The sequence below is a fragment of the Agrococcus sp. HG114 genome, from assembly GCF_024723325.1.
GTDB lineage: Bacteria > Actinomycetota > Actinomycetes > Actinomycetales > Microbacteriaceae > Agrococcus.
This window is the reverse complement of sequence record NZ_JANQCH010000332.1, coordinates 1-317: the sequence shown is the minus strand read 5'-3', so window position 1 is coordinate 317 and position 317 is coordinate 1. Positions and strand designations below refer to the sequence as shown.

The window sequence follows — 317 nt, the reverse complement described above, 5'->3', positions numbered from 1 at the left end:
CGCCCGAGCAGTACGGCGACAACTGCGAGCACTGCGGCGCGACGTATTCGCCGACCGAACTGAAGTCGCCGTACTCGGTGGTCAGCGGCGCGACGCCGGAGCTGCGCGAGAGCGAGCACTTCTTCTTCGAGGTCGGCCACTTCGAGGCGTTCCTGCGCGAATGGCTGGCGGGCGACGTGGCCGTGCCCGGCATGCGCGCGAAGCTGATGGAATGGCTGGACGGCGAAGGAGGCCTTCGCGCCTGGGACATCAGCCGCGACGCGCCCTACTTCGGCTTCCAGATCCCCGGCCACCCGGGCAAGTACCTCTACGTCTGG

The 317-nt window shown here is 68.5% G+C and carries 1 protein-coding gene; it reads left to right on the top strand.

The window, feature by feature from the left end; all coding sequences use genetic code 11:
- A partial coding sequence (locus NWP09_RS13465; protein WP_258275972.1) for a class I tRNA ligase family protein occupies positions 1 to 317 on the top strand: 317 nt, incomplete at both ends.